The sequence below is a fragment of the Pseudomonas sp. SIMBA_067 genome (assembly GCF_046534675.1).
Lineage (GTDB): Bacteria > Pseudomonadota > Gammaproteobacteria > Pseudomonadales > Pseudomonadaceae > Aquipseudomonas > Aquipseudomonas putida.
On sequence record NZ_JAWRYH010000075.1, the window covers coordinates 1 to 405 of the forward strand.

At 68.6% G+C, this 405-nt stretch carries 1 pseudogene; it reads right to left on the reverse strand.

Going from position 1 to position 405, the window contains the following annotated elements:
- Nucleotides 1-230 (reverse strand): annotated as a pseudogene (murC, locus tag SB765_RS28145) (UDP-N-acetylmuramate--L-alanine ligase); the annotation flags it as partial.
- Nucleotides 231-405: the final 175 nt, after the last annotated feature.

Below are 405 nucleotides of genomic sequence, written 5' to 3' on the forward strand. Positions count from 1 at the left end.
AGGTAGCGGCTGGTGCCCAACTGGGCATTGGTACCGGCAGCGGTCAGGCGGCCACCGATGACGAAGGTCGGGTCCAGGCCGCCGGCCGCGAACACCGAGGCCAGCAGGCTGGTGGTGGTGGTCTTGCCGTGGGTACCGGCTACCGCCACGCCGTGGCGGTAGCGCATCAGCTCGGCAAGCATCTCGGCACGCGGCACCACCGGAATACGCCGCTCGAGGGCGGTGGCGACGGCGATGTGGTGATGCGTAGCGGCGGCACGCTGTCGTTACCGCAGGCCACTGACCGTAACAGCCAGGCCTCAAAGCAGCTTGACGGTAATGCCTGGGCCAAGGTCGGCAACCGCCCCGGCAGCACCGGCGTCGACACCCGTGGCTACCTGGATCACAACCAGCAGAACAGCGCGC